At 75.1% G+C, this 6,732-nt stretch carries 6 protein-coding genes; all 6 read left to right on the forward strand.

Annotation, left to right across the window (positions count from 1 at the left end):
• Positions 1-304 precede the first annotated feature (304 nt).
• Positions 305-1,840, forward strand: a complete 1,536-nt coding sequence (locus VGB14_09075; protein HEX9993064.1) for a 2-isopropylmalate synthase — start codon at positions 305-307, stop codon at positions 1,838-1,840.
• A 56-nt stretch (positions 1,841-1,896) separates the two neighbouring features.
• Entirely contained in the window at positions 1,897-2,256 is a 360-nt protein-coding gene (locus tag VGB14_09080; protein HEX9993065.1) for a hypothetical protein, read from the forward strand.
• 64 nt (positions 2,257-2,320) lie between these two features.
• Positions 2,321-3,667 carry a tyrosinase family protein gene (locus VGB14_09085; protein HEX9993066.1) on the forward strand — a complete coding sequence of 449 codons (1,347 nt, stop codon included), beginning with the start codon at positions 2,321-2,323 and terminating at the stop codon, positions 3,665-3,667.
• Positions 3,668-3,734: 67 nt separating this feature from the next.
• The gene (locus tag VGB14_09090) at positions 3,735-4,832 is read left to right on the forward strand and encodes a histidine kinase (protein ID HEX9993067.1); all 1,098 of its coding nucleotides are present in this window, start codon (positions 3,735-3,737) and stop codon (positions 4,830-4,832) included.
• Complete coding sequence (locus VGB14_09095) at positions 4,829-5,497, forward strand: response regulator transcription factor (protein ID HEX9993068.1); 669 nt, start codon at positions 4,829-4,831, stop codon at positions 5,495-5,497. Before VGB14_09090 ends, VGB14_09095 begins: the two co-directional genes overlap by 4 nt.
• A 66-nt stretch (positions 5,498-5,563) precedes the next feature.
• A partial coding sequence (locus VGB14_09100; GenBank protein ID HEX9993069.1) for an MMPL family transporter occupies positions 5,564-6,732 on the forward strand: 1,169 nt, incomplete at its 3' end.

The raw sequence follows: 6,732 nt of genomic DNA on the forward strand, positions 1-6,732 counted from the left end.
GGGCGACGGTGACGGCCAGCGCGGCGCCAGCGAGCAGCCCGACGGCCAGCCCGACGCGGAACGATCGACCAGTCACCGGCACCGTCCTTTCCCGCCAGAGAGGGACTCGACACCGTATCCGGCGTCCGGGGCGGCCTTGACGGTCCCCCGCCCGGTCGGCCACGATGCCGGCGGATGTCGACCCGCCACCTGACCTCGGTCCTCCTCCTCACCTGAGGCGAGCACCCCCCACGGTGCTCGCCGAACGCCTCCTGCGCCTCCGGGCCGGGAGGCGCTTGTGCTTTTCGGACCCGAAAGGACCCCCGTGCCCGAGACCGTCACGATCTTCGACACCACCCTGCGCGACGGCGAGCAGTCGCCCGGCATCTCCCTCGACCAGGCGGAGAAGCTCGAGATCGCCGAGCAGCTGGCGCGCCTCGGCGTCGACGTGGTCGAGGCCGGGTTCCCGGTCGCCAGCCAGGGCGACTTCGAGGCCGTCAGGGCCATCGCCCGGTCGGTGGGCGGCCCCGTCATCGCCGGGCTGTCCCGCACCCACCTGGCCGACGTCGACCGGTGCTGGGAGGCCCTCCGGGACGCCGAGCGGGCCCGCATCCACGTGTTCATCTCGACCAGCCCGAGCCACCGCGAGCACATGCTGAAGATGACCGAGGCCCAGGTGCTCGAGCAGGTGCGGGCGGGCGTGGCCCGGGCGAGGCAGCACACCGACGACGTCGAGTTCAGCCCGCAGGACGCCACCCGCACCCCGCTCGACTTCATGATCGAGGTGCTCCAGGCGGCCGTCGACGCCGGGGCCACCACCCTCAACATCCCGGACACGGTCGGCTACGGCATCCCGTGGGACTTCGGGTCGATCATCGCCTACGTCCGCCACCAGGTGGCCGGCGACCACGTGCTGTCCACCCACTGCCACGACGACCTCGGCCTCGCCGTGGCGAACTCGCTGGCCGGGGTGAAGGCCGGCGCCCGCCAGGTCGAGGTGTGCGTGAACGGGCTGGGGGAGCGGGCCGGCAACGCCGCCCTGGAGGAGGTGGTGATGGCGCTCCGCATCCGGCCCGACCAGTTCGACGGCCTCACCACCAACGTCCGCACCGAGGAGCTGGCCAGGACGAGCCGGCTGGTGTCCCGCCTGACCGGCTACCCGGTCCAGTACAACAAGGCCGTCGTCGGCCGGAACGCGTTCGCCCACGAGTCCGGCATCCACCAGCACGGCGTCCTGTCCGAGCGGACGACCTACGAGATCATCGACGCCGCCTCCGTCGGCCAGACCGGCAGCCGGATCGTGCTCGGCAAGCACTCCGGCCGCCACGCCTTCGCCGACACGCTGGCCCGCATGGGGATCACGGTGAAGGGCCCGGCCCTCGACGCCGCCTTCACCCGGTTCAAGGAGCTGGCCGACCGCAAGATCCAGCTGACCGACGCCGACCTCGAGGCCATCGTGGCCGAGGAGCTCGGCCACCAGGTCGGCGCGGGCCACGAGCTGGTCGGCTTCGACGTGCGGGGCGGCACCGGGCAGGTGCCGACGGCCACCGTCGTCGTCGAGCGCCGGGGCGAGAAGCGGGAGGCGACGGCCGAGGGCGACGGGATGATCGACGCCGCCTGCAAGGCCATCGCCGCCGCCACCGGCGTCGACGCCCGCCTGGTGGACTTCGCCGTGTCCTCGGTGACCGGCGGGGTCGACGCCCTGGGCGACGTCGTCATCCAGGTCGAGGCCGACGGCACGCGGGTGTCGGGCCGGGGCGTGTCCACCGACGTGGTCGAGGCGTCGGCCAGGGCCTACCTCAACGCCGTCGACCGCCTGGTGCGCACGAGGGAGCGCCGGGCCGCCGAGGTCGGCCCTTGAGCGAGGCGACGTCGCGGGTGAGTTCGTGGACCTGGTCACCGGGTAGGCCCGCCGGCATGGACGAGGCGAGAGCGGTCCTCGAGGCGCCCCCCGGCCCCGGCCGGATCGTCGCCCACTTCGACGGGGTCCACCACAGCACCGAGAGCTTTGTCGTCGAGGTCCGAGTGGGCGGTCGCCTGGCCGGGACGATCGGCGTGTACGGGCACGGCGACGTCCTCGGCCCGCAGGAGGACCTCGACCGGGAGCTGGCTCCCTTCCCGGCCGACGTGGACCTGTCCGGCGCCGTCGAGGCCGGGACGGGCGCCGGCGCCGGCGGCATCGAGGTCACCTGGAACGTCGTCGGCGCCGACGGGGAGGCCCGCCCGCCCGCGCTGTTCCGGTTCGACCGGGTGTCGCTTCGCCGTTTCCCGGGCTAGCGCCGAACCCGACGGGGGAGGATAATCAACGCGGACCGGCACAGCCGGCATGAGGGGGGCAACCATGACACTACGGGCCAACTCATACCGTCGCGCGCTCAAGCGCGTCCGCTACCGGAAGAACATCATCCACCTGACCGATCGCGAGCTGAACGACCTGCGCCACGCCTTCGAGGGGCTCTACGCCATCTCCGCCACGACCGCCGACGACGGGACGGTCGATCCCGCGGGCAACGCCGACGACGAGCGGGGGTACGAGTGGATCGCGGGCGTCCACGGCGCCCCGCCGCCGGTGTACTGCCAGCACGGCACGCTCAACTTCGCCACCTGGCACCGCGCCTACCTGTATCGCTTCGAGAAGCTGCTCCAGGACCAGGTCCCGTCGGTGACCCTGTCGTGGTGGGACTGGGCGGCGCCCGAGGCGGAGCAGCACGGCCTGCCCGCGGCGGTCACCGACGAGACCTACGTCGACCTCGACGACGGGCAGACCAAGCCGAACCCGCTGCGGTCGGCCTACAACCAGTGGACCGGTCAGCCGACGAGTCGCGCTCCCCGGCCGGCGGCGCAGCTCGCGACCATCGCCGCCTCCCTGGAGTTCGCGATGGTGCAGACCGAATTCCCGGAGTTCTCGGCCAACCTCGAGAACCCGCACAACCAGCTTCACGTCTGGGTCGGCGGCGACATGGGGTCGGTGCCGACAGCGGCCTACGACCCCGTGTTCTGGCTCCACCACGCCAACGTCGACCGCAACTGGTACATGTGGCAGCAGGTTCACCCGACCGTGGCGGTCCCCGCCGAGGTGCGGTCGTTCGTCTGCGAGCCGTTCAACATGACCGGCGCCGACACGCTCGACGTCTACGCCCTCGGCTACTCCTACGTTGACGAGGAGCGCATGGTGGCTGCCGACGAGGTGCGCGAGCTCGCCGCCGCGACGGGTCAGGACACGGTGCCGGAGGAGGCGAGGGCGAACGCCACCTTCGTGCTCGGCTCGGTCGGTGCGCGGTACCGGCGGGCCACGCTTGAGTTCCTCCACCTCCGGCCGCCGGACGACTCCTACCTCGCCCACCTGTTCCTCAACAACCCCGACGCCACGCTCGACACCGAGCGCTCGCTCGGGACCGGGTACGCCGGGATGCTGGCCCTCTTCGGTCACGGCCCCTGCCTCGGCGGCCCCGGCCACTGCGACGTCCCCGACCGATCGGACGACCCCTACGACGTCCGGCCGCGCCACCACAAGGCGCCGGCCGACACCTACGTCGACGTGTCGTTCCCGCTCGCCGAGATCGTCGACGAGGCCGACGGCGAGCCCGTGGACGTGGACGTGACCTTCGTGGTCGAAGACGCCGAGGGGGCTCCCGTGGACCCGTCGGTGCTCGAGTTCGAGTCGGTGTCGCTCGTGACCCGGGCCTGACGGGGCGGGCCGATCTCCCCCTCGCGGGGGAGGACGGCCCGGCCGGCGGTCGGTACCGTCGCGCCCCGTGGCGCCCCTGCTCGTCGACGCCCTGTTCGCGGTGGCGCTGGCCGCCGCGTCGCTCGTGGAGCCGCTGATGCGCCGGGGCGACTGGGAGCACGCGGCCCTGCTCGCCCCGTGCCTGCTGCTCGTGGCCGAGTGCGCCGTGCTGGTCGCCCGGCGCCGCCACCCCGTGGCCGTCTGGCTGGCCGCCGGGGTCGTCGCGTCCGCGTACGGGCTGTCGAGCCACCCCGACCCGACCCTGCACTACGGCGTGATGGTCGCCGTCTACTCGGTGGCCGCCCACTCGTCCCGGCGGACCTCGATCAGGGCCGGCGTGGCGACGGCCGCCATCGTGCTCGCCGTGCTCCTCGTCGACCGCGGCGCCGACTTCGCCGACTGGACGACGACCTACCTCACCGTCGGGACGGCCTGGCTGCTCGGCGAGTCCATGCGGGCCAACCGGGCCCACGCCGCCGGCCTGGCCCGCCGGCGGGAGGAGGAGGCGAGGCGGGCGGTGGCCGACGAGCGGGTCCGCCTGGCCCGCGAGCTCCACGACGTCACCGCCCACCACGTCAGCGTCATCGCCGTGCAGGCGGAGGCCGGCCAGGCGCTGCTGCCCGACCGGCCGGAGCGGGCGGCCGAGGTGCTGGAGGGCATCGCCACGTCGGCCAGGGAGGCGCTCGGCGAGCTGCGGCGGCTGCTCGGCGTGCTCCGCGAGGACAGCGCGGCCGGCGGCGACCGCGTGCCCCAGCCCGGGCTCGGCGCCCTCCCCGCCCTCGTCGACCAGGTGCGGGCGGCCGGCCTGCCGGTGGACCTGCGCGTCGAGGGCGACGCGCAGCCGGTGCCGGCCGCCGTCGACGTGTCGGCCTACCGGATCGTGCAGGAGGGGCTGACCAACGTGCTCCGCCACGCCGGGCCGTGCTCGGCGGCCGTGGTCGTCCGCTACGAGCCGGGCGCGGTCGCGCTGGAGGTGGCCGACGACGGCGCCGGCCCGCCGTCGGGCGACGGCGACGGGCTCGGCCTCGTCGGGATGCGGGAGCGGGCGGCGATGATCGGCGGCCACCTCGAGGCCGGGCCCCGGCCCGGCGGCGGGTTCGCGGTGCGGGCCCGGCTGCCGACGTGACCGTCCGCGTCCTCGTCGTCGACGACCAGGACCTCGTGCGGGCCGGGTTCCGGCTGATCCTCGAGGCCGCCGGCCTCGACGTGGTGGGCGAGGCCGGCGACGGCGCCGAGGCCGTGCGCCTCGCCGCCGCCGACCGGCCCGACGTGGTCCTGATGGACGTCCGCATGCCGGTCATGGACGGCATCGAGGCGACGAGGCGCATCCGCTCGGCGGCCGGCAACGGCGACGGCGACGGCCCCCGGGTGCTCGTGCTGACCACCTTCGGGCTCGACGAGTACGTGTTCGACGCCCTGCGGGCGGGGGCCAGCGGCTTCCTGCTGAAGGACGTGCCCCGCCAGCAGCTGGTCGACGCCGTGCACGTCGTGGCCGCCGGCGACGCGCTGCTGGCCCCGGCTGTGACCCGCCGCCTGATCGAGGCGTTCGCGGCCGCGCGGCCGGCCGGGCGGGGGCCCGACGAGCGGGCGCTGGCCCCGCTGACGGCCAGGGAGCGGGAGGCGCTGGCGCTGATCGCCAGGGGGATGACCAACGCCGAGATGGCGGCGGCCATGTACGTCGGCGAGGCGACGGTGAAGACCCACGTCGGCAACGTGCTCATGAAGCTCGGCCTGCGCGACCGGGTCCAGGCCGTCATCTTCGCCTACGAGCACGGCGTCGTCTCCCCCTGACAGGGGAGGCCGCGACCCGACCCCGGGGGGACGACGGCCGGCCGGCCCGTCCGTACCGTCGCCCCCATGTTCCGGCGCCTCGGTCGCATCGCCACCACCCGTCCCCGCACGGTCGTCGCCGCCTGGGTCGCCGTGCTCGTGCTCGGCGTGGCCGCCGGCCCGCTCGTGTTCGCGTCGCTGACGACGGACATGGGCGGCGACGGCGGCGAGTCGGCGAGGGCCTACGCGCGGCTGGCCGAGCTCCGGCGGGACGCCCCGCCCGGGCCGGACGACGGGCCCGAGCTGTACGCCGTGGTCGACGGCGCGCCGGTGGACGACCCGGCCGTGCGGGCCGAGGTGGTGGCCGCGGCCGACGACGTCGCCGCCCTGCCGGGCGTGGCCGCCGTGCTCGACGCCTACCGCACGCCCGACCCCCGCCTCCGGGCCGCGGACGGGAACGCCTCGGCCGTCGTCGTCCGCCTGGAGGCGGGGCCCGACGAGGCCGTGGACCGGGTGGCGGCGACGGTGACGGCGCGCCTCGAAACGGTCGACGCCGCGCCGAGGGTGCTGGTCGGCGGCGAGGACACCGTCGACGACGAGATCGAGGCCCAGGCCGGCGAGGACCTGGCCAGGGGCGAGACGGTCGCCCTGCCCGTCGCCTTCCTCGTGATGGTGCTGCTGCTCGGCGGCGTGGTGGCCGCCGGCCTGCCCGTGCTGCTGTCGGTCGGGAGCGTCGCCGTCGCCATGCTCGTGCTCCTCGCCGCCACCGCCGTCGGGGACGTGGCCGTCTACGCCGTCAACGTCGTCACCATGTTCGGCATCGGCCTCGGCGTCGACTACGGCCTGCTCGTGGTCGGACGCTTCCGCGAGGAGCGGGCCGCCGGGCGGGACGTCGTCGCCGCCGTCCGCCGGGCCGTCGAGACGGCCGGGGCCACCGTCGCCTTCTCCGGCCTGACCGTCGCCGTCGCCCTCTCCGGCCTGCTCGTGTTCGACAGCGACGGGCTGCGGTCGCTGGCCGTCGGCGGCATCGGCGTCGTCCTCGGCGCCGTCGCCGCCGGCGTCACCCGGCTGCCCGCCCTCCTCACCCTCGCCGGCGGGCGGGTCCGCCCGGCGAGGGCCGGCGCGGCCGCCGACGACCGCGGCTTCTTCGCCAGGGTCGCCGGCCTGGTGCAGCGGCGGGCCGTCCCCGTCGTCGCCCTCGTGTCGGTCGCCCTCGCCGTCGCCGCCCTGCGCTTCGCCGGCGCCCGCTTCGAGCA

Source organism: Acidimicrobiales bacterium (assembly GCA_036399815.1).
Lineage (GTDB): Bacteria > Actinomycetota > Acidimicrobiia > Acidimicrobiales > DASWMK01 > DASWMK01.